This window comes from Pseudomonas sp. TH37 (assembly GCF_016650735.1).
GTDB lineage: Bacteria > Pseudomonadota > Gammaproteobacteria > Pseudomonadales > Pseudomonadaceae > Aquipseudomonas > Aquipseudomonas farris.
Genome location: NZ_JAEKFD010000001.1, coordinates 200,549 through 227,094 on the forward strand (window position 1 = coordinate 200,549; position 26,546 = coordinate 227,094).

34 protein-coding genes are annotated in these 26,546 nt (G+C 60.2%); 3 read left to right on the forward strand and 31 right to left on the reverse strand.

The window, feature by feature from the left end; translation table 11 throughout:
- Positions 1 to 25: 25 nt before the first annotated feature.
- Positions 26 to 994, reverse strand: coding sequence for an HNH endonuclease signature motif containing protein (locus JFU11_RS00875; RefSeq protein ID WP_201059355.1), 969 nt, complete (start codon positions 992 to 994; stop codon positions 26 to 28).
- 168 nt (positions 995 to 1,162) lie between these two features.
- Between JFU11_RS00875 and JFU11_RS00880 the strand changes: the two genes are divergently transcribed.
- Positions 1,163 to 1,714 (forward strand): HNH endonuclease signature motif containing protein, encoded by a 552-nt coding sequence (locus tag JFU11_RS00880; RefSeq protein WP_201059357.1) that lies wholly within the window; start codon positions 1,163 to 1,165, stop codon positions 1,712 to 1,714.
- Between the two features lie 244 nt (positions 1,715 to 1,958).
- Complete coding sequence (locus tag JFU11_RS00890) at positions 1,959 to 2,201, forward strand: hypothetical protein (RefSeq protein WP_201059358.1); 243 nt, start codon at positions 1,959 to 1,961, stop codon at positions 2,199 to 2,201.
- Positions 2,202 to 2,290: 89 nt separating this feature from the next.
- On the opposite strand, the gene JFU11_RS00895 is transcribed toward JFU11_RS00890, so the two are convergent.
- Positions 2,291 to 3,085: a DNA adenine methylase gene (locus tag JFU11_RS00895; protein ID WP_201059360.1), complete on the reverse strand. Its 795-nt coding sequence runs from the start codon at positions 3,083 to 3,085 to the stop codon at positions 2,291 to 2,293.
- 184 nt (positions 3,086 to 3,269) lie between these two features.
- Here JFU11_RS00895 and JFU11_RS00900 point away from each other — a divergent pair, with 184 nt between their 5' ends.
- Positions 3,270 to 3,992, forward strand: a complete 723-nt coding sequence (locus JFU11_RS00900) for a hypothetical protein (protein ID WP_201059362.1) — start codon at positions 3,270 to 3,272, stop codon at positions 3,990 to 3,992.
- A gap of 7 nt (positions 3,993 to 3,999) precedes the next feature.
- On the opposite strand, the gene JFU11_RS00905 is transcribed toward JFU11_RS00900, so the two are convergent.
- The 29 genes from JFU11_RS00905 to JFU11_RS01045 all read right to left on the reverse strand — a co-directional run bounded on the left by JFU11_RS00905 (position 4,000) and on the right by JFU11_RS01045 (position 26,351).
- Positions 4,000 to 4,542 (reverse strand): lysis system i-spanin subunit Rz, encoded by a 543-nt coding sequence (locus JFU11_RS00905; protein ID WP_201059364.1) that lies wholly within the window; start codon positions 4,540 to 4,542, stop codon positions 4,000 to 4,002.
- The gene (locus JFU11_RS00910; protein ID WP_201059366.1) at positions 4,524 to 5,087 is read right to left on the reverse strand and encodes a glycoside hydrolase family 19 protein; all 564 of its coding nucleotides are present in this window, start codon (positions 5,085 to 5,087) and stop codon (positions 4,524 to 4,526) included. Before JFU11_RS00910 ends, JFU11_RS00905 begins: the two co-directional genes overlap by 19 nt.
- Before the next feature lie 54 nt (positions 5,088 to 5,141).
- Entirely contained in the window at positions 5,142 to 6,191 is a 1,050-nt protein-coding gene (locus JFU11_RS00915) for a contractile injection system protein, VgrG/Pvc8 family (protein WP_201059368.1), read from the reverse strand.
- Positions 6,192 to 6,273: 82 nt separating this feature from the next.
- Complete coding sequence (locus tag JFU11_RS00920; RefSeq protein ID WP_201059369.1) at positions 6,274 to 6,480, reverse strand: tail protein X; 207 nt, start codon at positions 6,478 to 6,480, stop codon at positions 6,274 to 6,276.
- A complete protein-coding gene (locus tag JFU11_RS00925; RefSeq protein ID WP_201059371.1) occupies positions 6,455 to 7,300 on the reverse strand; it encodes a phage tail protein in 846 nt (281 codons plus the stop codon). The genes JFU11_RS00920 and JFU11_RS00925 overlap by 26 nt, the downstream gene beginning before the upstream one ends.
- A gap of 12 nt (positions 7,301 to 7,312) precedes the next feature.
- Positions 7,313 to 9,838 (reverse strand): phage tail tape measure protein, encoded by a 2,526-nt coding sequence (locus tag JFU11_RS00930; RefSeq protein WP_201059373.1) that lies wholly within the window; start codon positions 9,836 to 9,838, stop codon positions 7,313 to 7,315.
- A gap of 148 nt (positions 9,839 to 9,986) precedes the next feature.
- On the reverse strand, positions 9,987 to 10,298 hold the full coding sequence (locus JFU11_RS00935; protein WP_201059375.1) for a phage tail assembly protein: 312 nt from the start codon (positions 10,296 to 10,298) through the stop codon (positions 9,987 to 9,989).
- A gap of 12 nt (positions 10,299 to 10,310) precedes the next feature.
- Positions 10,311 to 10,814 (reverse strand): phage major tail tube protein, encoded by a 504-nt coding sequence (locus JFU11_RS00940; protein WP_201059377.1) that lies wholly within the window; start codon positions 10,812 to 10,814, stop codon positions 10,311 to 10,313.
- Between the two features lie 12 nt (positions 10,815 to 10,826).
- Positions 10,827 to 11,993: a phage tail sheath family protein gene (locus JFU11_RS00945; RefSeq protein ID WP_201059379.1), complete on the reverse strand. Its 1,167-nt coding sequence runs from the start codon at positions 11,991 to 11,993 to the stop codon at positions 10,827 to 10,829.
- A 102-nt stretch (positions 11,994 to 12,095) separates the two neighbouring features.
- On the reverse strand, positions 12,096 to 12,521 hold the full coding sequence (locus JFU11_RS00950) for a tail fiber assembly protein (protein WP_201059380.1): 426 nt from the start codon (positions 12,519 to 12,521) through the stop codon (positions 12,096 to 12,098).
- Positions 12,522 to 12,530: 9 nt separating this feature from the next.
- Positions 12,531 to 14,144: a phage tail protein gene (locus JFU11_RS00955; protein ID WP_201059382.1), complete on the reverse strand. Its 1,614-nt coding sequence runs from the start codon at positions 14,142 to 14,144 to the stop codon at positions 12,531 to 12,533.
- Entirely contained in the window at positions 14,137 to 14,745 is a 609-nt protein-coding gene (locus JFU11_RS00960; protein WP_201059384.1) for a phage tail protein I, read from the reverse strand. Before JFU11_RS00960 ends, JFU11_RS00955 begins: the two co-directional genes overlap by 8 nt.
- Entirely contained in the window at positions 14,742 to 15,629 is an 888-nt protein-coding gene (locus tag JFU11_RS00965; protein WP_201059386.1) for a baseplate J/gp47 family protein, read from the reverse strand. Before JFU11_RS00965 ends, JFU11_RS00960 begins: the two co-directional genes overlap by 4 nt.
- Positions 15,626 to 15,952 carry a GPW/gp25 family protein gene (locus tag JFU11_RS00970; protein WP_201059388.1) on the reverse strand — a complete coding sequence of 109 codons (327 nt, stop codon included), beginning with the start codon at positions 15,950 to 15,952 and terminating at the stop codon, positions 15,626 to 15,628. Before JFU11_RS00970 ends, JFU11_RS00965 begins: the two co-directional genes overlap by 4 nt.
- Positions 15,953 to 15,957: 5 nt before the next feature.
- Positions 15,958 to 16,173: a hypothetical protein gene (locus JFU11_RS00975; RefSeq protein WP_201059390.1), complete on the reverse strand. Its 216-nt coding sequence runs from the start codon at positions 16,171 to 16,173 to the stop codon at positions 15,958 to 15,960.
- A 54-nt stretch (positions 16,174 to 16,227) separates the two neighbouring features.
- Positions 16,228 to 16,833 carry a phage baseplate assembly protein V gene (locus JFU11_RS00980; protein WP_201059392.1) on the reverse strand — a complete coding sequence of 202 codons (606 nt, stop codon included), beginning with the start codon at positions 16,831 to 16,833 and terminating at the stop codon, positions 16,228 to 16,230.
- Positions 16,830 to 17,339 (reverse strand): hypothetical protein, encoded by a 510-nt coding sequence (locus JFU11_RS00985; protein ID WP_201059394.1) that lies wholly within the window; start codon positions 17,337 to 17,339, stop codon positions 16,830 to 16,832. The genes JFU11_RS00980 and JFU11_RS00985 overlap by 4 nt, the downstream gene beginning before the upstream one ends.
- Entirely contained in the window at positions 17,332 to 17,997 is a 666-nt protein-coding gene (locus JFU11_RS00990; RefSeq protein WP_201059396.1) for a hypothetical protein, read from the reverse strand. The genes JFU11_RS00985 and JFU11_RS00990 overlap by 8 nt, the downstream gene beginning before the upstream one ends.
- Entirely contained in the window at positions 17,994 to 18,314 is a 321-nt protein-coding gene (locus tag JFU11_RS00995) for a hypothetical protein (RefSeq protein ID WP_201059397.1), read from the reverse strand. The genes JFU11_RS00990 and JFU11_RS00995 overlap by 4 nt, the downstream gene beginning before the upstream one ends.
- Positions 18,315 to 18,316: 2 nt before the next feature.
- A complete protein-coding gene (locus tag JFU11_RS01000) occupies positions 18,317 to 19,312 on the reverse strand; it encodes a major capsid protein (protein ID WP_201059399.1) in 996 nt (331 codons plus the stop codon).
- 62 nt (positions 19,313 to 19,374) lie between these two features.
- Positions 19,375 to 19,719: a head decoration protein gene (locus tag JFU11_RS01005; RefSeq protein ID WP_201059401.1), complete on the reverse strand. Its 345-nt coding sequence runs from the start codon at positions 19,717 to 19,719 to the stop codon at positions 19,375 to 19,377.
- The gene (locus JFU11_RS01010) at positions 19,716 to 20,870 is read right to left on the reverse strand and encodes a head maturation protease, ClpP-related (protein ID WP_201059402.1); all 1,155 of its coding nucleotides are present in this window, start codon (positions 20,868 to 20,870) and stop codon (positions 19,716 to 19,718) included. The genes JFU11_RS01005 and JFU11_RS01010 overlap by 4 nt, the downstream gene beginning before the upstream one ends.
- On the reverse strand, positions 20,867 to 22,348 hold the full coding sequence (locus tag JFU11_RS01015) for a phage portal protein (protein ID WP_201059404.1): 1,482 nt from the start codon (positions 22,346 to 22,348) through the stop codon (positions 20,867 to 20,869). The genes JFU11_RS01010 and JFU11_RS01015 overlap by 4 nt, the downstream gene beginning before the upstream one ends.
- On the reverse strand, positions 22,348 to 22,554 hold the full coding sequence (locus JFU11_RS01020; RefSeq protein ID WP_201059406.1) for a hypothetical protein: 207 nt from the start codon (positions 22,552 to 22,554) through the stop codon (positions 22,348 to 22,350). The genes JFU11_RS01015 and JFU11_RS01020 overlap by 1 nt, the downstream gene beginning before the upstream one ends.
- A 1-nt stretch (position 22,555) precedes the next feature.
- A complete protein-coding gene (locus JFU11_RS01025) occupies positions 22,556 to 24,577 on the reverse strand; it encodes a phage terminase large subunit family protein (protein WP_201059408.1) in 2,022 nt (673 codons plus the stop codon).
- Between the two features lie 4 nt (positions 24,578 to 24,581).
- On the reverse strand, positions 24,582 to 25,184 hold the full coding sequence (locus tag JFU11_RS01030; protein WP_201059410.1) for a hypothetical protein: 603 nt from the start codon (positions 25,182 to 25,184) through the stop codon (positions 24,582 to 24,584).
- On the reverse strand, positions 25,096 to 25,530 hold the full coding sequence (locus JFU11_RS01035) for a hypothetical protein (protein WP_201059412.1): 435 nt from the start codon (positions 25,528 to 25,530) through the stop codon (positions 25,096 to 25,098). The genes JFU11_RS01030 and JFU11_RS01035 overlap by 89 nt, the downstream gene beginning before the upstream one ends.
- Positions 25,531 to 25,632: 102 nt before the next feature.
- Complete coding sequence (locus tag JFU11_RS01040; RefSeq protein ID WP_201059414.1) at positions 25,633 to 25,986, reverse strand: hypothetical protein; 354 nt, start codon at positions 25,984 to 25,986, stop codon at positions 25,633 to 25,635.
- A 17-nt stretch (positions 25,987 to 26,003) separates the two neighbouring features.
- Positions 26,004 to 26,351 (reverse strand): phage holin family protein, encoded by a 348-nt coding sequence (locus JFU11_RS01045; RefSeq protein ID WP_201059416.1) that lies wholly within the window; start codon positions 26,349 to 26,351, stop codon positions 26,004 to 26,006.
- Positions 26,352 to 26,546 lie beyond the last annotated feature (195 nt).

Below are 26,546 nucleotides of genomic sequence, written 5' to 3' on the forward strand. Positions count from 1 at the left end.
ATGGTCCCTCACACTGCGGAGTGGTTCAGCCGAACCTCTGGGCATATGTAAGTAGCTGCTTGTTGAGGTCATGGGCATATGGCGCATAATGCGCTTCGCGGTGACAGCACGGGCAAAGGGCCACACAGTTGTATACACGGTCTGACTTCTCGGCCCCGAAGATGTGATGAACATCCAGGAAGCCAGGGAAGTCCCGACGCTCGCCGCAACCCTCACGCTCGCACGCAAACCCAGCCCTTTTGAGTACAGCTCGACGTACATGCGGATCGCGACGGACCTCCGAGCGAACCACGGGCATGCGTTCGCCTTCATCCCGACCCAGAGACGAGTAATCCGGCGCCGGGCAGTCGTCGTAGGTATCGTCGGCCAGTACCGACTCCACCACATGGGGAGTGAGCTTGGCTAGATCGATCACACCCGGCCACTGCCACAGTGCATCGGCCACCTCGTGTCCGGCGGGTGTCCGGTCATCCTGCAACCACAGGGTCGGGCTGGTGCCGTTCTGAGCGTGATTCTTCTTCGCCCGCCCCTTCAATCCACGGCGTTGCAGGTCATCGCTGACCTCGCGCTGGCGGTTCCAGATTGCATGGAGACTTTCGACAGGAATTAACGCGGCGAAGATAATGGCACCTTCGTCACGCTGTATGAGCAGATTGTGAGTGAGCCCGCGCTTTGTGTCTCTAGCGGTGATGTGCTCCAGTGTCGCATCCCATCCGCCCGGCCGAAGGTGTGCCGCCAACTGAGCAGCGGCGTACTTCTTCTCGCTGAGATTTCGTCCATCGCGGCGCCAGCACAGTCGGACGCGCATTCTCAGTTCCTGGCCATTAGGAGTGCGGGTGCTGATGAACTGCTGAGTTGCTTCGCCCGTTCGAATTCGCTCGTCGGCAATGACAACGTAACCTTGATCATTCAGGAATGGTGCGATTGCATCCCTGGATAGCTTTTCCGCTGCATGACTTTCAGGCCCCCGGAAAGGGCGATCTCCGTTCGACACCTTGGTACTCCTGCTGTTGATCTATGACGAAGCCATGCCGAGATAAAGGGAAATTTCACTCATTTGATTCGTAACTAGCTATTTTAGCGTAGTCACAACTTATAGCTTTCGCAGTGATCTACTGAAACCGTTGCTAGGCTAAGTCAGTATGACGACGAGGAATAGCAAATGCGCCAATTTGAAATTGATGATTTAGTTAAGGCCGCAGCAGGCGATGCGGATGCACAGTTTCGAGTAGAACGCCGCCAAGAGGTCCTAAAGTGGAATCAGGAAAATCGCAAGAATGCGATGGCACTCGCAACCCCCGCATGGAGGGACAAAAAGGCTATCAAGGATATCTACCAGGAAGCGCGCAGGCTGACTGCTGAGACAGGCATCAAGCATGAAGTCGACCACATCGTGCCGATCATGGGGAAAAAGGTCTGCGGGCTGCACGTTGAAGCCAACCTGCAGATCCTTACCAAGACCGAAAACACTCGGAAATATGCGAAGTTTCCTGATATGGATATTTCCGAGCAATTGGAAAGGGCCGGACTGCAAGTTATTGCAGGCATACGTAAACTCAAGGCCGGACTGAAGGTAGGTAAGCCCGTGGTTGCCATCGACTGTCACGGCGCGTTTTATCGTATCACTTCACAGTATGGGCAACTCGCTATGGTCTCCATTGGCGGAAGTGAAACTACCCCGGAGGCCATAGTCAACTTTGTCGCTGCTCAGTGATCAAGGGGGGCTGAAAACACGCTGAAGGTGTTACCCAGACGGTGAAAAAGTGGCGTGCTGCTCAGGGCTCGCCCGGCTTCAAAGGCGAGTGAGTAACTCCACGCTCCGAGGTATGCCATACGGGCAGGGGTAAGCCGGATCGGTGCCAATGCCCGTAACGAATCGAACAAAAATACCCCGCGTCGCCGGCCGCTGGACTAGGCTAAATAGGCCACTCAAGTTCAAATATCGAAAGGTTCTCGCCATGAGCCAGACCGAACAAACATACCAGCAGCTGCAGGCGCGTATTACCGAATTAAAGGCGCAGTATCAAACGCTGCAGGACAGCTACGACGATGAGATCCTGTTGTGCGTGAGTGTACTGCGCACCTTGGTTGATGATGACTATGACTACAGCGAGTCACTGGTGAAGCGAGCTGACTGCTCCGCCGAGCGCAAGGCTGACACATTGCAATTTATCGCCGACGTGCGCGATGGCTATTCCTGAACTAATCGAAAGTAACCCGCGACGAAGCCCACCACACCTCTAACCAGAGCACCCCAGTAACATCCGCTCCAGACGTATAGCAAGCACCATTAAAACAGCCCTCCCAGCGCCGCCGGCTCCCAGTTCATGATCACCAGCTCGCCGCTGACCTCGGCCTTGCCTTGGCGCTGATTGGTGTTGCTGTAGCGGATGTCCAGAGTCTCAAAGTGGAAGCCCTCAAACACCCGCCGGATGTCCGGGTGATCGTTGATGCTGACCATAACCTTGCCTTTGCAGCGGCGCATGAAGTCGGCCATCCGCTCGTAATTCTCGAACGGAAAATCGACCCCATAGCCGGCGGTCTGCCAGTAAGGCGGGTCCATGTAGTGGAAGGTGTGGGCACGGTCATAGCGCTCGGCGCATTCCAGCCAGGGCAGGTGTTCGACGTAGGTGCCGGACAGGCGCTGCCAGGCGGCCGAGAGGTTTTCCTCGATCCGCAACAGGTTGATGGCCGGCCCGGTGGTGGCGGTACCGAACGTCTGACCGGTGACCTTACCGGCGAAGGCATGGTGTTGCAGGTAGAAGAATCGGGCGGCGCGCTGGATGTCGGTGAGGGTTTCGGGGCGGGTCATCTTCTGCCACTCGAACACTTGGCGTGAGCTGAGCGCCCATTTGAACTGGCGCACGAATTCTTCCAGGTGGTTCTGCACGACGCGGTACAGCGTGACCAGGTCGCCGTTGATGTCGTTGAGGACTTCGACGGGCGCGGCCTGAGGTCGCATGAAGTACAGCGCGGCACCGCCGGCAAAGACTTCGACGTAGCATTCATGTGGCGGAAAAAGCGGAATGAGACGGTCGGCCAGGCGGCGTTTGCCGCCCATCCAAGGGATGATGGGTGTAGACATTGATAGCAAGACCTTTACTGTATGGATAACCAGGTGCTAGGCTCGCCGCGCTTTGTGCACGAAGCAGGAGCCTTGGCTGGACTTGCAGGGACGTTCTGCAGGGACGGCGGCAGACATTGATGTTGAAGCATCGATGTCTGCCGCTTCTTTAACTCACAATACTAAATAGATAAGGGACTACTGGATGGCTTTCAGAAAGAACAAGGTGTTACAAGTAGAGTTAAAAAACCCAAACATAAACCTTGTTACGCCTCAAGAAAACGACCAAGCATCCAGCAGCATACAAAATGTACTTTGGACTCCTGAACTAATCTTAAAAACCATAGCTTTTCTAACAGTCGCGATCAACGGAGGGTTATCCATCCTCGGCTATATACATCTTGCCGGCTACCTGGATACGTTTGGCGTAAGTCTAAACGAATTAGAAATTGGCCTTCCCACATTGCTATTTAATGGCTATCTGTCAGCAATGATAGCCATAACCGACCATCACATTTTCAGCGCCATTGCTCTAATAATAACAACTACAACTCTTCTCTCTTGCGGACTTTTCATTGTTTTCCGAACAAAACAATGGGCAAAAAAATTCATATCTCACGCAATGGCAACTTTATTAGTTATAAGCATTCCTCTAATTCCTATTTTTGGAATCACCGCAGGACAACGTGACGCCTACCGCGACTACAGATTAGAGAATGGAACGCCCCCCATTATTAGTCTTACAAATACCACCACTATAAATACGAAAGACAACAAAACAATCACGGGCACCAAAATATTCGCAACCATTCAATACACTTTAATCCTCCAAAAAAACGAATTGTATAAAATACTAAACAAAGGAAACCAGATAGTCAGCATTAGCAAATTCACTCCTAAACTAGAACAACAGATGACATCCAAATAGAACCAGGCTATTTTTTTAATATTATGTTCTGTATATAGGCTTGACAGGCTGCCAGGGCGATCAGTCCTTGATCGCCGGTATCGGTGATGCCGATAATTCGTTGAGCATGCGCTGGGTCAAGTTGGGCTCTTGTGGCGCCATGAACCACGCCGCCGGTTGTGGTGGCGGCTGACACTGTGCCGCCGCTGGCTGAATCGGTGGCGTCGAGTAGGACTGACAAGCGCAGATCAGCAGTGGCAAGGCGGTCGCGCAGGCGACCTTGATCACGTTGGGCATCGCTCAGGGCTCGGTAATGGGTTTGTTCACTGGCTGAAAGCCGCTGCTCCAAGGCCAGACGTTTAGCCTGCTCAGCCTGTTGCTGCGCTGCAGCCGCCAGCGTCTGTTGGTTGAGGCTTTCCGCCTGCAGGCGGGCTTGTTGCTCAAGCTGCCGACCGTAGCGCCAGTCCTGAACCTTCCAGGCCGACGCTGCAGAACCGCCGACCAAGGCGATCAGCAGCACGCCTTTGGCCAGCAGCCGATACGGCGCCGGGATCAGATCGACGATATGCATAGCACTGCCCTCGCCCGCTCCCACAATTGCAGCCGATCCGCCAGGCCGTTGAGGCCACCGTTGATCTTGCGGGTGATCGCCTCGAACTCATCCCGATCCGCTAAAGCGTTCAGCTCACGCACCCACCAGAACCACGCGGCCGACTCGGCAGCCCATTGCGGCAGCTCGAGCAACTCCGGGGTGCGCAGCAATCGCTCGTCGCCGAACAATGCCAGGCTGCAGCGCAGGTAGTTGTTGCGGCCGGTGATCTGAATCAGGCCGCGACCGCGATAGCGCTGGCCATCGCCGTCCGGCTCTGGTGTATTGCCCAGCTTCGCGGCCAGACTGCCGGTGTCGTACTTGCTCAGGTACTGGTCGCCACCGAGTTCGCGGACATACTGCAATTGGCCGGACTCGTGACCGACTTGAGCCAGGAATGCGGCCTGCCGCTTCGGTGTGTTGATTTGCCGATGAGTCATGGCGGTGTTTAAGGCGGATACAAAAACGCCCGCTTGGCGGCGGGCGTTCGGCATGATGCGTTGCAGCTGTTTCTCGGTTAAGGACATACAAACTCCAGGCATAAAAAAACCGCACTCGGCGGCTATGGATTCGTTTTCGCGTTACTTCAGGGACACGACTTTGACCGGCTTCGCCTCCTTCTTCTTTTTCCTGCCTTTGGCCTTGGCCTTGCCGTTCTTGCCGCCGTTGCATTCGACGGTGGTCGACCAACCGGCTTGGGTATAAACCTGCTCGACCGAATCAATCAGGTATTCGCCATCGAGTCCGACCTTGAAACCCTGGGCGTTGATGGACCGCTCGGCAAACAGGTCCGTGCGCCCGGGCATTTCAAACCGAACATCCGCGCTCGAACGGTTGAACGCCGCCAAGCGCGCCTTGGCCGCCGATTCCGCGGCGGTCTTGTTCGGATGAATGTGCCGATCGGTATGCACCGCCGGCAGGCCGTCCGGCACGTCGTCATTGTCCAGGGAGACGACCGCGAGCTTTCCGGTCTTCTTGTCCTGGTGCTTGGTGGCCACCGCCTTGTGTGCGCTGCGATCGCCAAAGCGAAACTGCCAGCGACTGACATCACGGCGGGTCAGAGTGACCGCCCCGAACGCCTTGCCGCTGGCCGTCTGCCCGCCTTGGCGGGGCATCACCAACAGCTTCCCGTCGCCCACCTTGGCGGTACAGTCGTATTGCTTGGCCAGACGCGTGATGAAGTTAAAGTCGGATTCGCTGAGCTGGTCCGCCCGGGCGACCTTCGTCGTGACCGGGCACACCGGCTGCCAGCCGTTTCGCGTGGCGACATTGCTGACGATCTTGGACAGCGGCACGTTCTCCCAGCTACCGCTGCGGATGGTCTTGCCGCTGCCGCGCATGTCGCTGGCCTTGCCCTTGATCACGATCACATCCGGCGGACCGGATACCGTGACCTCGTCCACCACATAACGCCCCAGACGCGTCAGGGTCGTCTCGACATAGCCCAGGTAGATCTCGATGCCAATGCCCTTACGGGGCAGCGTCACCAGCCCGTCGCGGTCGTCAATGCGCAATTCGAATTCGTCCGACTCCATGCCGGGCTTGTCCGTGGTACTGAGCTGCAACAGCCGATCATTGATCAGGCTCGTGATATCGGCACCATCCGCCACGATACGAAAGATGGGCGTCATGAATTTTTTCCAAAAAAATACCCGCACAAGGCGGGCAAGAAAGTAAGGAATTTGAAGCGATGAACGACACGAGTGTAGATCATCAATCCCATAGCGTTACCTGCTCCGAAGCAGGGGCCAGCAGATCCGGTAGCGTAATGAGTACCCCAGCGCGATAGGGTTGAGGCTCGTCAGCCAAACCCTGATTGGCATCAAGGACCGCTTCGACACTGCCGACCAGATGGCCGTAGTAGTTGTGACAGATGGTGTCCAACAGATCCCCGTCAGACGTTCTGCATGTCGTCGCCATAGCGTACAAACTCCAGCGTGAACCCTTGTTTGCGCGGGATGCCACCCTGCATCAGCGCGCTCTGTTCTTCTTCAATGCTCTTGAGGCACCAGTTCCCCAGCACGTCGCCATAGCCCGTGACCAGGCTCAACGGTTCAAGCCTGGCGCCGATCGCGCGCAACGTGTCGAGCTGCTTCAGGCCGCCCTTGAAACCCGGGAAGATCGCGCCCTTGAGTGTGATCTTCTCCTCGCCCATGCCCACGGCTTGCTGCGCCGGCCGGCGCGACAGGCGCTCCTGGGAAGCCCAGCGGAATTCAGTCGAGCGTCGCAGCTCGTCAAAGGCCGCCGTGTCGAGGTTGAAGAAATACGGCTGCGCCTTGGGGTCTTTGGGCTGGATGATCAGCAAGTGCGGGAACGGCTTCACCGCCTCCGGTGCCGGCGTCGAATCCGTGGCAAAGGCCCCGGTGGGCACGATGTTGGCCAGCGCCGGACTGGCCTTGCCGGCGATCTTGTTGATCGCCGTCGCCGCCTTGCCCGTCTGCTCTTTCAGCACTGCCATGCGCTCGTCAATCTGCGACAGCGCCCGGGTGGCCGTGTTGTACGTGGCCACCACCTGCCCGACCTTGGCCTGGGCCGCATTCACCCCGCGCATGACGCGCTGAAGCTTGGCGCCGATCGCGGGGCCGACAAAGGGCAGCCCCTCCAGCTCGGACGTCGCGCCGGTGATTTCCCCGATCGCGCCATTCACCGGTCCCAGCATGCCGTCCAGGCTGCGCCGACCGGTTTCCCCGGCCGAGGCCAGGTACTTCAGCCCCGACTGTAATTGCCCCAATGCTTCCATGAGCCCTCCTGATTAAACGTGCGGCGCGTCAAAGAGCTGAGCGCTCCCCATTTGCTTGGCCATGTCGCGATAGTGCTGATCGAGCAACGGCTTGAGCTGACCGTACAGCTGCGCCGCGTCCTTCACGTCACCGTTGACCACCAGCGAAAACGGCGCCTGAATGTCCACCTTGGATTCGATCTTGGGGGGCTCCAGCTTCACGGCCGGCGCCAGGACCTTGGCCAGCGGCCCTGCCCCGGCATCGGCGCTGGCCGGCGGCAACATCATCGAGCGCGCGGCATCACCGGGCTGCGTCTCGGCAGCAGTGGCAGCGCGTGCGGGCACAGCGGCGGCCGGCAGCGCCGGCGCCCCACCACGGGCCATCACCAGCGATCCGGCCACTGGCGCCGCGAACGACTTGGCAATGCCTCCCATCACTGGCGGAATGTCCTTGCCGGCATTGCTCATCATCAGCGGCCCGGCGGCCGGCATCCGCTTCAGCTCATCGGGCGTGCCAAACATCGACTTGCCGATGGCACCACCCAGCGCGTCACCGCCCTGGCTGCCGAGATACCCCCCAATCAAACCGCCGACAAAGGTGCCAATCACCGGCAACACCGCCGTACCGATCGCCGCACCAGCGGCGGCACCGGTCAGCGTGCCCGCCAGCCCACCCGCCGCCGCGCCATAACCCTCGGCCTTCTCGTCCTGCGTCTCGGCGTTCTGATAGGTGTCATAGGCCTTGTAACCGGCCTCAGCGACGGCGAATACCGCCGCACCTTTGACCACAGTACCGACACCACCCCCACCTCGCCCGCCAACGCCCTTGCCGCCCGCCCGGCCTTTTTTGCCCTTTTTGCCTTCGCCACCGGCATCAAGGTCGCCGCCATCCAGCCCGCCGGCACCACCGGCCGGCATGTTGGTGACGATCACTTTTTGCGGGATGTTGGGATTTCCCATCAGCGAGCCGCGCCCGAGGTTCATCAGGCCCTTGGCAATCTTGAAGCTGCTCATGGCGGTCTGGAAACCGATCACGGCCGCGACGGCCGCACCGATGCCCGTCACCAGCCGGGGCGACTCATCGGACAGTTTGGCGAGGCCTTGCGTGACAGAGGTCACCCCGTCGACCACTGCGTCAGTGACCGGCCGAAAGGCATCACCGATGCCACGCATGGCGTCGTCGATACCCTGGACCATTTCCGCCTGTTTCTGCGCGGACGACTGCCGGCGTTCCTCAAGGTTCTTGTCCAGAATCCCCGTGGCGCTGGCCGATTCGCTTTTCAACTTCGCATACAGATCCTTGTTCTGCATGTACGCGGTCAAGGCGCCCTTAACCTGCATGTCGGCGAACAGATCGCCGGTACGCAAGGCTTGCTCCAGGGAGGCAATCATGGCCTTGGCTTTTTCCGGATCGGTCTCCTTGCTGATCTTGGCCGTGGCTTCCGCCATGGCGGCGGCCTTCTTCGGATCGGTAGCCGCAATGTACTTCTGGGCCAGCTCAAAGCTGGATTCCAGTGTGGACTTGCCATTCTGCAGGCCGGTGTTCATTGAGCCCTGATAATCGATCCCGGCCTTTTTGTAGGCCTCGACCGTGTCACCCGAACCGATCTTTTCCATCCAGTTCTTGAGGTTGTTCGCCGCCTCATCCGAACCGCCGGCGGTCTTCATCTGCACCTGAAGCATCGCACCCAGTTGCGTGACCGAATCCATCCCGGTGATGCCCAACTTGCCCATGCCTGCCAGCAGCTCAGGGAACCAGCGCGCCATGTCGGCCGCCTCAAAACTGCCCGCCTGCCCTTGGTAAGCGATCGCCTCCAGCGCCTTCTGCATCATGGCCGGATCGGAAATCTTGGCGTTCTGCCCCAGGGCGTTGATCATGCGCGCGGTTTCGCCACCATCCGAGCCTTGGCCCACGGCGAACTTGGCCGCCGTTGGGGCATATTGCAGGGCCTTGTCCAGCTCCATGCCGGCCCCCACCAGCGCGTTGACCACCTCGGCCACCTGATTGCGCGCCATGCCGGTGTCGCGAGACGTGTCGATCACCGTCTGGGACAACTTCGCTTCTTCAGGCTTGTTGGCAATGTTCGACTTGATCGCAATGTCACGAATGATCGCGCCATAGTCCGCGCTGATCTTCGCCGGGAGCGCCATCGCAGCCGTGCCGGCGACCGCCTGGCCGACACTGCTTCTCAGGCGCTGCTTGCCCTCGTCCAGCTGATGGTGACCTTTGGCTTTCAGCTCGGCCTTGGCGGCCGCTTGCCCCATGGTGCTGTAAGCCTTGGCCAGATTGCGGACTTCAACGCCTTGCTTCTTCAGGCTGCTGAGATTGCTTTCCAGCTGTTTCAGCAGCGCGCCGGCGCCCTTCTCGCCCGCCATGTGTGCCTTGCGCCATTCATCGCGCAACCGCATGGTGTCGCCAATGGTCTTTTCCAGCACCCGGGCTTTTTTGCCTTCGGCCTCCAGACGCTTGATGCGACTGGTGACATCCTTGAACGCGGAACCCACGGTAGAGCTGACCGCCCCGCCAATGACCAGGCCGAGCGCGAGTTTGTTCGCCATGTACTTGCCCTATACGTCGGGTAGATCAAGGGCGGCTCAATCCGTGAGCCACCAAACCATCTCATCAAAGGGCATGGCCGTAATCTCAGCAGCAGAGAAACCTGTCTCTTTCGCCAAGCGTTGGGCCGCCATTTTGAGAGTGATCGCGTTAAACGTCGTCTTCTTCGACCAGGCGAAAATAGCCCGCCGATAGGCGCTGATAGTCCTTGTATTTCAGACTCAACAGTTCCGCCTCGGTGAGCCCCAGCAAGCTGCTGAACAGCGACAACTCCTGTTTTTCATAGTCGCCATTGCCCGCCACCTTTGAGGCGCGCCAATCCATGACACTGGGCGCACGCATCATCAGCTTGTCGGTCAGGACACCACTGATCAGGGTCTTGTATTTGAGCGTTACGGTAACGCCCTCATCGCTCAGCTTCAGCCAGCTCGGCAGTTCTTGGTCTTGGATTACTTGAGTCATGTGCTTTTGTCCTTAGAGGCCGAGGGCCGAGCGTTCGGCGGCAGCTTGGTCGACACCGTCGACCACCATCACCATGTTGAGCGGGTCGATTTCGTACATGACCCGGCCGTCGATCTCCAGCTTGTAGTAGACCAGTTTGACCGCGTGCTTGATTTCAGCCTTGTCGGCCGGTTTCCAGTCGCCCATGTCGACCTCTTTGATGCCGCCGCGCATGGTCACAATGACCGGCGTGACCACGCCCCGCAGGCCCTTGAAGGCACCGCGGAACACGAGATTGCAAGCGGTCTGATCGGCCAGGCCGAAATACTTCAGCGCCTCACGACGCACGCCGTTGGTGGTGAACGCCGCTTCCAGCTTTTCCAGGCCCATGGCGATTTCGACCGGGGACAACATGCCGCCGCCCTGATAGTCGTCGGTCTTTTGGGTCAGCTTGGGTAGCGACAGGGTCGGCACGTCACCGGCAAAACTGACGCCGTCGACGAACGCGTTACAGTTGGAGAGAACTTGAGGAATCATCGAACGGCCCCCTTAGGCTGCTTCAAGAACTTCGGTCGCCCATTGATCGGTGACTTCGAAGAGGAAATTCGGGTTTTCCGCCGGCGGCACGTCGGTGAAACGGATGCGCCAGTAGACTTTGCCCTGCATGATTTGGCTGGCCGTGCTCATTTCGTCGTCCGCGTAGACTTCGAAATTGATCACCGCGCCCCGGTTCTTCTCGTCGCGCATGAACGCCTGAAGGCCTTCGGTGACGTCCTTGACGTAAGTCTTGGTGATCGAGCGGTCGACCGCCCACTTGTGCCCGGCCTGCACCGCATCCATGAGGATGTCGCAGGTCCGCACGCGGGTGATGAACGCCCATTTCGGATCGCTGGACAGCGTGCGGTTGCCCCACAAACGGAAACCGCCGTCACGAATGATCGTGGTGATGTTTGCGTTGTTCAGCAGGTTGGCCCGGCAGGTGGCGTCGCCGTCCAGGTACTCGATCGGGCGGCTCGTGCCGGTGATGCCGACAAACTCCTTGTTCGATGGCGACGCCCAGTAGCCATACTCGGCATCGGTCCAGGCAAACAGACCCGCCGTCCACGCCGAACCCGGTGCATCGACCGTCGCGCTCTCGACCGTGTCCCAGAACTGCACACCCGGATCGACCAAAAACAGGCGCTTACTGCCGAAGTTCAAGGCGTAGGCCATGGCCGCCTCATCGGTGGTATTCGGTCCGTCGATGATGGCGATCGCGCGCAACTTGCCGGCTAGGGCATCCATGGCGGTGGCCACCGCCTGCGTCGCCGAATGCCCCGGGGCAATCAACAATTTGGGCTGGGCGTTGTGTTTGCTCTTGCCGTCCAGCAGCGCCTGGAGGCCGGTACGCTGACCATCGGCAAGCACGCCACCGATGATGGCGGATGTTTGCAGCGCGGCGTCTTCGAGCTTGGGCACGCCGACAGCGACGATTACCGCCTTGGCTCGCACATAGATCGCAGCCGCCGCCCTGGCGATGGCCGAACCCGCCCCGAACGCCGCGATGGCTTCGCGCTCGGAGGTGATCAGCTTCAGCTCGCCGGCCTTGGCCGTACCGCCGCCGAGGATGCCCGGGGTAAAGGTGTCGCACAGACCAATGATCGACGACGACGGCAGCGAAATGGTCCGCGCCCCGGTGTCGAGCAGCGTGGTCGTAACGCCGTGAAAGAAACTCATAAGGCAATCTCCAGAAACGAGAAAGCCCCGCATAGGCGAGGCCGTGAGGGATGTTCGTGTGACGCGTAACGGAAAAGAAAACGCCCCGTCAGTACGGGGCGTTTATTGGGACTGTCCGGCCAGCCATTGAGGAGCTTCCGGCCGACCGGCAATGTCAGGGAACAGTGGCGAAACCGGCCAATCACGCAGGCTTTGCACATAGGCCAGAAGCTCCGAAAACTGCGCCGCTGTAAGTGTGGTCGCCAGATCGAGCTCAACCTCGTCACGATGCCGGTTAATAAGCCACTGAACCTGACTGATCGCTATGTCTCGCCACTCTCGTTCAGCGCTAGCAATCAGCTCCGCCGAAGGCTCAGGAGGACCGACGATAATTGGCGCCCCTCCCTCATCAAGCTTAACCAGCAGACCCGCAGAGCGCGCGGCCAATAACTCAAGGTATGTTTCGCGGGTGACTTCAACGGCGTCATCCGGCATAGTTCTGTGTATTTTCGGGTCATAGAACCCTGCTGTTTGTTCTGAAAAATACATAAAGCCCCCTTATCTCCCAATGCCCCAAAAATATGTCCCTTGCGTCGACTGAAGGCTGCCCGAAAAATTCGTGGCCGCCACGCCAACCGTAGACAGCCCGACATTGAAGACGAAAGCGCCAACCACGTTAGCGGTGGCGCCAGTGCCGTCACAGCTCGCGCCGGCAAGATAGACCGCATTTGGGAACGTGATCGGCCAGCTCGCAGAAACACTCTGCCCGCCGTTGGCTGGCACATTCCCGGGAGCCGTTTTACTCCATTGCAAAATAAGACCGCCCAGCCACGTAGGGAACGCAATGTAACCGGCCGCCGCCAGGCTGATAGCAAAGCCTTTGCGCAGTTTTTTCGGCGTGGCCATCACGGCATCATTCGCGCTATCAAGCATCTGTGCATCAGTGGCGACCTTGGCCGTACCCTGATTGATTTCAGTCGCCTGAGCCGCCAACGCAGCTAGAGCCGCAATATCAATGTTTCCCTGATTGATCGGCGCGTTCCAGGCCTTGATGCACCACATCACCGCCAAGTTGCGCGGGCGGGCTTCGTTCCCACCGGAGTTAACCGTATTAGGGGCCGAGACAACCTGATTTGAGTCCCCCCCTCCGGTTGCCAGGTATCCACCGGTTGCTGCGGGTTGAGCGCCCCCATTAACGAGGCCGGTTGCGGTTCCACCATATGGATCAATGTTGGCGCTTACTGCGTCAAAATAACGGTGGTTGTGGCTTTCGTTCTGGCCTAGTTGATAGCTGCCAATGCCGCGTCCAGCGTCCGCCCCCCGTCCATGATCCCAGCCGCGCAAGAACTCGCCACGCGACTCCGGCAGGCGGAAGTTACCGGCGCCTTCGTCACCCTTGTTGAAGGCCGTACCGAGGAACGTCGCCAGATCCGGATAGGCCGCAATGCTTTTGACGCTGCCGTCCAACTCCAGAAACCCGGGCGCGACCTTGTCCAGTGGAAACGCCACGGTGGCACCGACCGGCAACGCCGAGGCCTGCGCAATCATCGCCTCGATTTGGGCCTTGGTGTACGCGTCCGTGATCCCCATACCGGCTAACGTGCTGGGGTTATCACCCGACACCACAATCCCCCGATCGTTGGTCTTGACCCGGGTCCATTCACCGGGCGTCTTGTTCTTCGGCAGTACTTCCAGAATGGCCGCGTCGACGTAGGCGCGCGAAGCCAGCACAATCGCCGGATCGATCTTGAGCGTGATGTTGCCGGTGCTGGTCACAATGAAGTTCATCCGCACGATTTGCGTGCGACCCGAGCCCTGCGACAGGATCGGTTTGAAGCTCGGCGCACAGTTGGCCACCGCCACCAGATCGCCGTCCGCGTCGTACAGGCCGATTTCGCGAATCCACTTCCCGCCCTCATCCGCCGGGATAATCTGCTCGGCGATCAGCACCGCCGGGTTGATCGGGTCGATCTTGAGCTGATTCAGCGGCCGGCGCCGCCATTCGTTGATCAGCGTGGTTTGCGAGGCATTGGGGATCGGGTCGGTATTGTTGGCATCGCCCACACCCATTTCGGTGATCTTCCAGGGAATGCCGAGCGCGTCGGCGTTCGCCTGCTTCGCCATGCCCACGTTCGTGAGGATGGCGAAAAACTGCGAGTTCGCATCAATCATGGTAAACGTCCAGGGTATCTATGGAGTGTTCGCGCCCCACCACGCCGAAGCGACCCGTGACCTCAATGTCACGCATCACCGGCGGGTAAACGTCGATTTCGTCGCCTTCGTAGAGGGCGACACTGATGTTCAGATTGCCTTGGGTTTCGAGGCTGATCGCCAGCCCAGTCAAGTGCCGGGTCACGGGCTTGGCGTCGTCGATCAGGCGTTCCAGCTCCTGATACATTTCTTCGGTGATCCCGGTATCCAGAACGCCGACCTTCAGCGCGAAGGTGCCCGGCACGCCTTTGGGCACCGTCTTGAACCACTCGACGATTTCGATCAGGTAGCCCAAAGGCTCGACCACCCGGCGCAAGGCGCCGATGGTCCCCTTGTGGGCATGGATGTAATACGACGCCTTGATGGCGGCGCGCTTGGTCGCTTCGGGCCAGCGGTAATCCCAGCGGTCGACCGACCACGCCCATGCCAGATGGGGCAGCAGATGAACCGGGCAGGTATCGGCGTTGTAAAGCGTGCGCAGCGGGACAATCGTGCGTTCGTAAAACGTCGCCTCCAGGGCGCGCTCCAGTTGCGTGCTATTGCTGGGCAGCAGACTCCTCATGTCGCCCCCGCCATCTTCACGTCATAGTCGAAGCACCACGCCGCCTGGGCCTTGGTCGGAGCCAGGTCGACCCAGCCGGGCAGCTCGACCCGGGAAACGCCGGCAACGTGCAACTGAGCGTCAATAGCCGACCGCGCCACCTCAACCCCCAACCGCTTGCGCGGGTTGATCCAGGCCGCCAGTCGCTTGATGGCCTCGGCCAAACTGGCATCCCCCTCAGGCCCGGCGCTGCTCATGTGCAAAATGGCGTCGATGCGGTACCGGATAATCTCCGCGCTCTGCACCGTCACCCAGTCCGTCAGCGGCCGCACATCCTCATCATTCAGCGCCGTGTCCACGACGGCCAACAACTCAGGGCCGGCCTCGCCTTCCCCTTCCGAACTCAGCACCGTTACCGTAACGCAGCACGGCGCCGGGCTTTCCGCCGTGGCATCCGCCACCAGCCCCGACGCATTACGTGAATGCAGGATGTAGCTGTTACGCGGGCCGGCCGTCGTCAACCCCTCAAACGCCAACTGGATGCGCTCGCGAAACGGGTCATCCTTTTCCTTGATTTCCGGCACCGGCGGCACCGCTGTCAGATCTTCGGCCTGAATCACCAGGCGCTTCAGATTGTAATTAGCCCCCAACTGGTCGAGGTCACTACCAATGGCATGGGCCAGTAACAGCGCCTTGGCACCGTCGTTGACCCGGGCGCGGTTCCCGACCTTGATGTAAGCCCCGACCTCGATCACCTTGGTGACCGGGTCGCTTTCCAGCGTCGCGGTCCAGTTGTTACCCATGTAGCCGCGAAAGACGCCCAGCCCTTCCTCATAGGTCGCCTCAAAGTCCAGAGGCTCCAGCACATCTGGCGCCGGCAGGGCCGACAGATCCAGCAGACTCATACGCTGACCTCCACAAGAAAGCTGTCACCGAGGTAGTCGCCGGCAATGCTCAGATTGATTTGCCCGCCCAGTACCGACAGCACGCGCACGCGCTCCAGTTTCAGCCGCGGCTCCCAGCGCTCCAGGGCGCGGATGGCTTCCGCTTGCACGGAGCTTTTCCAGCCCTCATTGACGGGCAAGTCCACGTAGGAGCGGACCTTGCTGCCGTACTCCGGCCGGTGCCGGCGGCTGCCCAGTGACGTGCCCAGGACGTCGCCCATGGACTGGCGCAGATGCTCGATGCCGGAAATGGGCTGGCCGGTGTGGCGATCCATTCCGATCATCGATATCACTCCTTCGGTGGCTCAATCTCGGGATGGGCCTTCAGATACGCAATGGCTTGCTCATCGGAAACGGACACCTCGACACACCCCTTGGCCACCAATAGCGTGCGAGCGCTGCCAGGGATGATCAGGGTGCGCGACGTGTACACCTTGTCGCGAAAGGTCAGCAGCAGATCCGCCGGCGACTGATCGGCGGCCGGCTGTTCGGTGTTCTTGGCCATGTTTTCTCCAGGCATAAAAAAAACCGCACTGGGCGGTCTGGATGGGGTTGTTGATTAGTGCGTGTGATGGTTGTCGCTGGATCCTGCAGCGAGGATCGAGGCGCTCCCGGTGATGTCTTGCGTTACATGTAACGTGCCGTCGATTTCCACTGCCGCGACCAACTTGATCGCGGCCGAGGTGACCGTCACCGAATCGGGTGTTAGCGCGGCCTCGGTGCCGCCAACCTTCACCGTCACGGCGTTATCCGTCACGGCGACTTCGGTGCTGCCGACCTTGATCGTCACCGTCCCGGTCGGCAACGTGATGGTGTAGGTCTTGGCCTGCCAGTCGTAAATCAGCGAGCCCCCATCATCAAAGCGCCAGACTTCCACATGATCGCGGTTGTCCGGCTGGGCGCCGGCATTGCCATACAACCCCGGGATAAAGGTGCCCATGCCCGCCTGGCCGCTGGGGTTGAACAACACCCCTTGCTCGCCCAGGCTCGGCGCGCGCCAATGCCGCGCCTTACCGGCCGCGAGGCTGTGCCAGCGCACCCAGGCGCTGGTCCATTCACCATTGGACACACGGACCATCGCCGCCGGCAGATCCACGCCGACCACCACGCAAGGCATCAACATCGCGGCAATCATGCGGTCATGTTCCGCAGTGGCGTAACTCACAGATCCTCCGGCTTAACCGGACCATCACCCGGCTCGATGTCGAACACCAACGAGCCCGGCGGCTCATCCGGCCATGGCCATTCCTCAACACCCAAATAAATCTGGTGGGTCCACTCAACGAGCCAGACCACGTAACCGTCGAGCTCTGGCTTGGTCCAGTCCTGCGTGGCCTGCACGAACTCAGCGGGCTCTACCGCCAAGCCCCAGGTTTGCAGGCGCAACAACACGGCCAGTTGCGCCGCCAGGTGCGCGGCCTGCTGGCAGTGTTTTGGGCGGATCGGATCAACGATGATCCGCGCTTCGAACCGGCAAATCAGGCTGGTCTCGCCGGTACCGATATCAATCCCCGGTTCCATCTCCGCCATTTCAATGAACACCACCGGCAATGCGATGCGGTCCTTGATGTTGGGCCACGCCGTTACCGCTTTGATGCCCGCCAGATTGCTCGCCAGGTGCTGCTCGATCCCCTGATAAAGCTGGTCCAGGCTAAAAGGTTCGTCAGACATGGGCCGTCCCCTTCAGGTATTTCTGCAGTTCAAAGTTGAGTTCCTGGTGCAGGATCTCCAGCAGACGCGCATCGGCCCGTTTGACCCAGGTGTCGAAGTGCGGACGGGCTTGCTCCAGCGATACCTTGGCTTTGGCCAACGGAAAGCGATCGCCGTTTTCCGCAACCCAACCCGAACTGGCACCACCACCTCGCGACACCGTGCTATCGGGATAGTCGTCCGCATTGAAGTGCTTGCTCGCGGTGCGGATCCAGATGTCGGGTTTGTTGCCATAGACCTTCTTGAGGAAGGCCCCTTGATACCGCCGCCCGGCCACCGACACGCCACTGCTGGACTGCCGTGCTCGCCCGATCCGGCTGGACTCAATCGCGTTGAGACCAAACCACAACTTGCCGCTCGTGGCTCCCCCGGACACCGGATAACTGCGCAGACGCTGACGCACCGCCGCGACGGCGATGCGCTCTTGCCGGCTGACTGCTCGGGCAATGTGAGTGCGCAACCAACCCAGCGTTTTGTTGATCGCTCGACGGTGCGCCGCCGCTGCCGCTTTCGGTACCAGCTTGGCGAAGTCCTGAAACGCTTTTAGGTCCGCAGCCGAGGACTGGATGGAGAGCATCCCGCCGCCGGCCGAAGGCTTGAAGTAGCTGCCGACACTCATGCGCGCATCCTCAGAATCAGGGCGACCAGACCGTCACCGCTGGGCTCCAGCTGCAGCAGGTCGTACTCGCCACCACCGTCCAACTCAGGCAGTTCGATGGTGACCAGCAACCCCTGCTCCAGTCCGTGCGAGTCGCTGACGCGAATCTCGAAACGAGGCTCGCGCAGACCGGTGTTGAGCTTGCCGATCTTCGGCTGCAGCCAGGGCGCCGAGAACATGCCCAGCACCGGTTCCTCCCGGCCTTCGATCCGCGCGGTATCGCCCAGGGTCTCGAACACCACCGCGTCTACCTCGGCAATCAGATCGCGGAAGCCCATGGTCAGAGCTCCAGCAGGATCTGCGCGCGCGGACGGGTACACAGGTGCAGCGGGTTGGACTGGGCTTCGCCGGAGATCCCTTTGTTGAACGGCATCGGCTCAAGTTTGCTGTAGTAAGGCACGCCTTCGGTGTTGACCGTTTCCATGTAATCCGCCGGCGCGAACACCGAGATGTACAGGTCCGGCACACCTTCGGGAATCAGCAGAGCCTTGTCGTCATGCACGAAGTTCATGCCGGCGATCTTGCCGCGATAACGCTCCCACACGATGCCGCCGTACTCGAAACTTTCGCGCGAGTCACCGCGCAGGGACGCCGCTTGCTGAGTGTTCAGATAGGTGGCCTTCACCTCTTTGATTTTAAGAAGCGCATTCCAGAAGCTCTTCCCGCAAAAGGCGCGAGAGCCGCTGCTGGTCACGCTGCCCAGCGCTTCCTCTTGCATATCCAGCGCATCGCCACAGCGCACGCGGAATTCGCTGCTTGGATCGTTCAGCCCCATCGACAGCGTTTGGCGCTGCACACCGAAACGGTCATAAAGATCCAGCAGAACGGTTTGGCCATCGGCGTCATAGATCTTGCCGTTGAGTGCGCCCATGCGTTGGAATTCGTGAGTGACATCGAGCTGGCGTCGAGCTTTGGCCAGGCGTTTGTTGACCACGTCCTGCACAGACTGCAACTCGGAACGCGTACCAAAGGCACGGATCCCCTGAATCTCATCAGCCTTGATCGCAAAGCGCTGAGGCAGGTGCACGGTGTTGAACGGGATCAGGTTGCGTTTGGTGCCGCTGACCACTAAACCGGAGGTGCCGCGCTCGCCCGCCGGTACCAGGGCCAAGGTGTCGCCGTCCTTCTCAATCTGCACCGTCAGGGTGGTGATGCCCTCCTCCTGGAACAAACCGAGGCTGCTGATGCGGCCCGGCAAGTATTCCTGTTCGTTGATGGCGGCGGTCAGCGAAGAGACCGAAAACGCGTCATCGTTAAAGATTTCAATGTCAGCCATGAAGCTATCTCCAGAAAGCAAAAAACCCGCACTCGGCGGGTTCGGTAATCAGGGGGATCGTCTTAGCGGACGATCAGGAAATTGGTGGCCAGCGCCTTTTCAGCGGCCGGATCCAGACCAGTGAGATGGGCTTCGCTGACCTCAGCCAAGCGCACCACGGCACGGCCGCGACGGACCACATCGGATTCGCCCAGTGGACCGTAGAGAATGGCGATAGCGTTTTCGCTGCCGTCTTCGGCGGTTGGGTTGTACGGGGCGAACTCACCGCTAATGCTCACCAGGCCGAGGATCTGCCCCGGCTCCAGCGCAGGCCCTGCCGCGACATTGATGGCTTCGCGGGAAATGGTGCCGGCGGCTTCGGACAGGAGGAACTCGCCTGCATGCATCGGCTCTCGTTGAATCGTCATCGTCTTGCTCCTGTAGCAGATTGAGGTCTAGCGGTTCGCGCGGCTTGGCGCGCCGACCAGATAGAGGGTTGATCGATTTGCTTGGCCTGCACCTTCGGCGGTGGGTCTTCGTCCAGCGGCAGACTGTTGTCGATTTCGAAGCCTTTGCCGCTGCCGACGATCTTGTCGAACAAACGCGCCCGAACCGCCGCTGCATCCAGACCGGCCGCGACGAACTCGGCACTGAACTCTGGCAACCGTGCGGCCACACACAGGTCATTCACAGCCTTGGCGCGTGTCAGTCCTGCCTGAACGATCTCCTCGCTTTCGAGGTTGGTCGAACTAAGCAGCGGTGCGACCAGGTTGTTGATCCCTGCTTCCGCACAACGTTGGGTGATCATCAGTGCCAACTTGGCAGCGTCGACTACGGTCGGTTCCGGTGGCGGGTTGTCTGGCTCTAACTCCGGATCCGATTCAGGTGGCTCGTCGAGTTGGGCCAGCAGTTCGGCCGGTGCGTGCTGGTAACGCTGCAGCACACCACCTTGGCCGAGGCACGCCTTAACCTTAATGCCGTCGCCAACTTCATCGGCCAGCCCCAAGGCCACGGCTTCGTTGGCCGTCAGCCAAGTCTCAGCAGCGACCAGTCGCCGCAACTCGACCTCATCAATGTCCGGCGCCTTCGCCTTGTAGGCCGCGATGATCGCTTCCATAGTTTGGTCAAGGACGTCGGCCACCTTGCGGAAGTCTTCGGCGTCCCCGGCCGCGTAGGTCCAGGGGTTGTGAATCATCAGCATGGCGTTGGCTGCGATCACGACCTTGTGTGCACCGCAGACTGCGACGCTGGCCGCACTGGCGGCCAATGCATCGATTCGACCGGTGCAACGCTCGCCCAGACGCGACAGCGCGTTGTGCATGGCCAACCCGTCAAACAGGTCACCGCCAATGCTGTTGAACGCTGCGATCACCGGCGAGACGCCATCGTCCATGGCACGCAGATCCTGCACGAACTGATTGGCGGTAATACCCCAGGCACCGATCTCACCGTAAACGAACACCTCAATGACACGTTCAGCGGCCTCGCCGTTGGCCTCCAGCGCGTACCAGGTTTTATCCTGCACCTGGACTCGCTTGCCCGCTCGGTTGTAAATGCGCGGTCGCGCTTTCTTGCTCATGGTTGCTCCTTCTCGTCGAGCTGCTCGACGGCTTCGTGCGTGTTGTAGTTGAGGCCAAGACGAACGGCCCGCTCGTTGTCTGCGGCGTTTTCCGCATCGACCGTTTCCGCGTCGTAGCCGGTGCGCAGGACCATCTCGCTACGCGAGGCAAAACCCGCCTGCACTTCCATCCGCCGAGCCTGTACGTCCTGCACCGGCTGGATGTAGGCCCAACCTTGTGGCACCCAACGTGTGCGCAGGTATTCGCGGCGACGCTGTGCGTAGTCTTCCAACACCAGGGCACCCGACAGCACCGCCATGTCCATCCAGGCAGCCCGAACTGGACGGCAAAGCTGGTGGACATAAACGCTGAATTGCAGCTGCTCCAGCCGGCGCCGGAATTCGTTGAGCACCACGCGCAGCGCCCGGTCGTTGACCTCGCGCATGTCGCCGGTGAGGATCTCGTAAGGCGTGCCCGTCCCCGCCGCAGCGGCCATCAGCTGCTGCCGCATAAAGTCCGGGTAGTTGTTGCCAGCGTCCGGTGGTTTGGAGAACTCGACCTCTTCACCCGGCCCCAGCTCCTGCATGGTGCCGGGCTCCAGCGCCACCATCGGCGTGAAACCATCACGATCAAGGCTCAACGGTTGGCCAGTGACGGGGTCTCTCGGCACCAGCCCAGAGTCGGGAGCCGGCCGGCTGATGAAACCGGCAAACAGGTTGGCCACTTCCTGACGAAACAACACCGCATCGTCGTAGTTGTCGAGACTGCGCAGGCGCTTCAGCACTGGCGACAATCGCGGCACGCCGCGTAGCTGGCCCGGTTCGACCGGCTCAAAGATGTGCAGCACCTGAGCGGCCGGCACGCGCACCAACTGGTTGTAGCCCACGTTCAGCGACGAGGCATCACGCGGATGCGACAGATACATCCAGTACGCCACCCGCTTACCGCCGGGGGTGAACTCGATCCCGGCGCGGATGATGTTGCCGTTCTTGGTGGTCTCGTATTTGTCGTGCGGTACGAACTCCGGAGCCAGCGCCTGAATCTGCAACGGCACCGCCAGCCCTTCGTCCAGACCGCGAGGCCGCAAGCGCACAAAACACTCGCCCGAGGTTTCAACCGTGCGGGCGATCAGCGCCTGCTGGCCGTTGAAGTCGGTGCGTTCATCCGCGTCCGACTCATCGACCCAGTCGTCCCAGAGTTCCTGCAGCAACTTGCGCAGGGCTTCGTCGTCAGTCTTGGGACGCGGCGTGATGCCGGTGCCGATCAGGTTGCTGACACGCTTGTCGATCACGTTGTAGGCATACGGATCGTTGCGAACCGCTGCCCGCGAGCGCGAACGCAAGTTACGCAGTGCTGGGGTGTTGATGCTGTTGATCCCGTTGTCGGGAGCATCCCAGCCAGTGGAGCGACGGCCTTCCCCGGCGCCTTCGTAACTGGCCTTGATGTTCGACGGCAGCAAGAATCCGTTACGGGTCAACGTCGGATAGGTGCGGGCCATTAGACTCCTTTGCCTCCGTGGTACAGCCGAACCACGCGCGAGCGAGGTCCGGCAGCGCTGATCAGCGAGGTGCGGATTTCTTCACGAGCCTTGAGCAGCTCATCGACGGTGCGGTACTCCACGGTGCGGTCGGTGTAGCGCACGGTTTTCTCACCGCGAGCAATGGCCGCCTCAACCGCGTCGAGGTGCTTCTGGGTAAATGACATATCAGCGTCTCTTCAGGTAACCGCTGGTGGAGCTGCGGCGTTGAGGTGGCGGTGCTGCGGGTCGCGATTGCACGACCGGCGCAGCGGGTTGCGGTGCCGGTTGTGGTGCGGCAACGGATGTTGTTGGCACCGGGTTACTGATGCGTTCACCTTGAACGGGCTTGATGCCCAGGGCTTCGTCAAACAGACCGGACTGTGCCAGGGACTGACGCACCCGCTCCCAGTCGTGTTCCTTGTAACGGTTGAGGCCCAAGTAGTGCGCCATCGCCAGGCAGTACACCATCAGGTCGAGCGCTTCGTTGCGCTCGGCCTTACCCTTGACCCACTCAATGCGCTTGTGTCCGCGCACATAGCGGGCGACTTTGCGCTCGGCAACGCACTGGTCAAAGAAGTCATCCGGCAGGTCATTGGCAAAGTGCAGCGCGCCCGGACCGGCTTCGAACGGGTAGCGGTTGTAGATCCAATCCTTCGCCGTGTCGGTACCGACAAACCACAGCTCGGCGCCGTTGCGTTCGGTCTGGCCCTTCCAGGTCACATCGACCATCGACGGCCGCTGGGCAATCACCGGCTTCCCGGGCTTGCTCGCGCCCTTGATGGCGAACACGTTGCGCCAGCGGCGAACGCGGCAGAACTGGTAGACCTCATCAGTGTGGTGACCACCAGAGTCGACGGCCACCGCGAGAATGCCCAGACCGACACCGCAGGGATGGCGGTATTTGGCCTTGAGTAATTCGTCCAGCGCGGCCCAGGTGCGCTCGTCGGCGGGATCACCCGACACCACTTGGTAGTCGATGACCCAGCGTTCCATGCCGACACCCCAGCCCATCGCCATGAACTCCAGGCGGTTAGCCTGAACGTCGACGGCACCGGTGATCATCAGCACGGCAGCCGGCAACGAGCCAAGACCGAAGCCTTCCAGACGCGCCCGTTGTCTGAGCACATCGGCTTTGGTTTGCTCTTGGGCGGCGTCCCAGACCTTCGCCAGACGAGTGTTGTAGAACACCTGCATCGGCTCAAGATCGCCTTTGGCCTGGGCCTTCTTGGCCTTTTCGAATTGCTTGGCCAGCGACTTCCAGTCCATCCAGCCCAGCGGCGAATACAACGCGTTGAGGTGGAAACCCACCGTCTCGCCGTCGCCCTCGGCATGGGCACGCCACTCGCCGTTAGCGAGCATCTCGCCCTTGTGGTATTCCTCGATCAGCACGTCGCAATCAGGCCCGGCACACTGGTAGTGCACCACGCTGAAGTCCTTCGAGTAATGCAGTCGCTCCCATTCCAGGGTCTGCATGTGGCCACACGTCGGGCATGGCACGTAGTAGTGACGCTGGTCGCTGCCGTCGAACAGGTCGGAGATCCGCGAGGCGCCCTTGATCGTCGGTGAGCTGGAGAAGTAAAACTTCGCATTGCGGCCGAAGGTGCTGCCTCGGGTTTCCGCCAGCTCGATGGGATCGCCCTCCTCGCCGATGTCCACTTCCCAACGGTCGATCTCGTCGCCGTACACGTAGCGCGCTGACAGCTCCGACAGGTTGGCCGCCGAGCCGGCAGTGGTGACGTACAACGTCCCGCCCTCAAACTCCTTGGTGTCCATGGTGTTGCGCGAATCCCGCGAGCGGTTGGCCGCCACGCGCTCCCGTAGCACGGGCGTGGCTTTGATCGTCTTGCCGATCCGCGCGGACACCCGCTTGGCCAGGCCGAGGCTGGGTAGCAGCGCCAGAATGTTCGACGGCGCCATATGCATCAGACCGCCAATCCAGTTCAGGCCGATCTGGGTTTTCATCAGCTGCGACGCGACCATGGTGATCACGCGCTTGCAGGGGTGAGCCGGTGACAGACAACGCATGGGCTCGCGGGCATACGGCGTGCGCGAGGTGCGGTACTGGCCCGGCTCAGCGGCGCCGGTGTCACGCGGGATGCGCATGTACTCGTCGGCCCACTGATCGATCCAGACGTCCGGGTCGGGCCGGAGCCCGCGGAAATACGCCTCGCGGTACACCTCTGCACCGTCAGGAATATCCGTGGGCATGGGCTTAACTCGTGGTCAGTGCGTGTTCAAGGTCCGCTGAAGACATGCGTTCGGCGTCTTCCAGCGAGCGACGGATCGCCGCCGTGAGGTGCTTTTCGATTTCCCAAGGGTCGGTCATGGAGGCCAGTTCGGGCGCCAGCTGCGGCGGCATGCCCAGCAGTTGATCGCGCAGCATGCGGCCAGCGTTGTAGGCGCCGGTCTGCACCGCCGTCATGGCGACCAAAGAACCCTTGGCCTTGTGCAATTCGATCTCGGCGAGCTGGGCCAGGTTGTGTTCGCGCAGTGCCCGAGCTTTCTGGAAGTCGGGCAGCTGCCCCGCAGGGGTGATCGCGGGTGGCGGCGCAGCCATTGAAGTCGGTTCGACCTGACTGGATAGCTGGCTGTAAACATCACGCTGAAGCCGGTCTTGGTGGTGACGGTCGGCGACGGCAGTCTTGCTGGGGTCAGCGGTGTCGCGAATCAACGCTTCGCTAGCCAGCACGTCTACCTGTTTGCCATCGGCAGTCAGCACCAGGCGGTTATTGTTTTTCAACCAGGTGATGTAGCTGGGTGCCCTGCCGATCCGAGCCGCGAAGGCGCTCTTTGACAGGTACATTGGTTCTGTCATAAGCCCTCCTTTTCAACGGCTTTTCAATGGAACCTTTCAATTTCAATGGATTGAATTTCAGTAAGCTGGCAACCCTGCCGCTAACACTTTCCCGCGGGTTTCCGACCCCGTACCCCTCAACATCCCCCAGGGTCCCCCCGACTTTTCTGTCCCCAAAATCGTGCACCCCCAGAAAAATCGAGAAAATCGAGGCCATCCCGGGCAGCGCAGCGGACATAACAAGCAAAGTGCTACCATCAGATAGTCCTTCTCCCGCAGAAGGCATGTCGAGGAAGGACACCTCATCAATCACGAAGGATAAGAGATGGCCAAATATAAAATTGCTCATGTCCACCGTAGCGGCCATGACATGATCATCTTTCCGCTGACGTCTTCGTTCGGCTCTCAGTCGAACACGTCTCAACAAGAGATCATGGACTCGCTCCAACAAGCCGCTTGGGGTGCAAACCTAGCAGGACATGTCGTAGTCATCTGGAAGTCCGGGAATCGCATTAACTTCCGCGCCCCACCTGCCTGGCATTCGTTCCTCAAGTCCCCGGACATCTGGGAATGGGTGATGACTAACATCAACAAGGAGCTGACGATCTAACATTTCTGCAAGAGCTGCGGAGTTATCAGCTGCTACATCACTACCCATGATCAGGCAATTCTGTTCCGCATGTGCCTGTAACAAAGCTGATTCCAGCGCAGCAATGATCTTCTCCAGCGTCCCATCCCGGCGGTAAGCCAGACTTGTCAAACCGCCGTTTTCTGTCTTGATCCACAGTACTTCTGAGCTTTTTTCAAAAACACACACCTTCATGGTTTGATCTCCCGTATCTACTGACCCGGCTCGCCATTGGTCGGTGGCACTTCGCAAACGCCCAGCCGCTTGGCGGCCCAGCGTTCGTATAGGCCGATGGCGACATCGGCGCCGGCCATCGCGGTCAGGCATCCCAAGGCGCCCGCCGTCCAGATCGACATACCGGCGGCGATCATTAACATCATCGCTGTCACACCGCAGGCGATACAGGCGCCGGATCGAAGTGCCAGCCTGCGCAACAATGCCCAACCTCGCGCCCCGTCTTTGTCCGCCCGCCACATCTCACCCGATACGCCGCCGACCAGGGCCAGGACGATCACTAACCAGATCGGCATCTCAGCCAACGCTTGCTGCTCATTTGTCATGTTCTGCCTCAGTAGTGGCGCCACCAACGCCGGAAAAAGAAAACCCCGCCGGGGTGGGCAGGGTTTTCGAAGTCCTGGGTGCCCCCGGGACTAAGTGCATAGTTCGTGTGGGCTCTACGCCAAGGCGCAAATTCCATATCGTGGAGACTTTTTACCCCCCTCCGGAAAAACCGAAAAGAGGTGATTTTCGGTTGT